Annotated in this window: 1 pseudogene; it reads left to right on the top strand. The window is 71.5% G+C overall.

Annotation, left to right across the window (positions count from 1 at the left end):
• Positions 1-164: 164 nt before the first annotated feature.
• Positions 165-424: pseudogene (locus tag G3I53_RS33565) on the top strand (peptidoglycan-binding protein); the annotation flags it as partial.

Raw genomic sequence — 424 nt, 5'->3', positions numbered from 1 at the left:
CATGCAGCCCTCCACAGATTCCGGCTCTTCCTCCCCCATCGTGATCGGTGTGTCCCGTTATGGCCTGTTGAGTCCTGCCGGAAGCCTGCATTCCGGGGGCTTGGGGTCGGGGGTGTGGAGATGATCTGCATAATCTCTGGAGTTCGTGAGGGGAGGGCTGACGCGTGGACCGACCGACGGGAACCCCGTGCCCGGAGTGCGGAGCGCCCAGGAACCGGGACAACACTCCTTCCTGCGCCTGCACCGTGCGCGCCGCCGACGCCCTGCGCGACGCCCGGACGGCCGAGGCCGCGGCGGCCGAGGACTTCGACCCGCTGCGCATCCGCCCGTACGTCGAACTGGACGGCACGGCCGGTGAGGTGACGCCGGACGAGGCGGCGGGCAAGGCGGCGGCGGGCGAGGACGCGACACGGCCGGCGGACGC

This window comes from Streptomyces sp. SID14436, assembly GCF_010548465.1.
GTDB lineage: Bacteria > Actinomycetota > Actinomycetes > Streptomycetales > Streptomycetaceae > Streptomyces.
The sequence above is the reverse complement of the archived record's forward strand: the minus strand, read 5'-3'. Positions and strand labels throughout refer to the sequence as shown.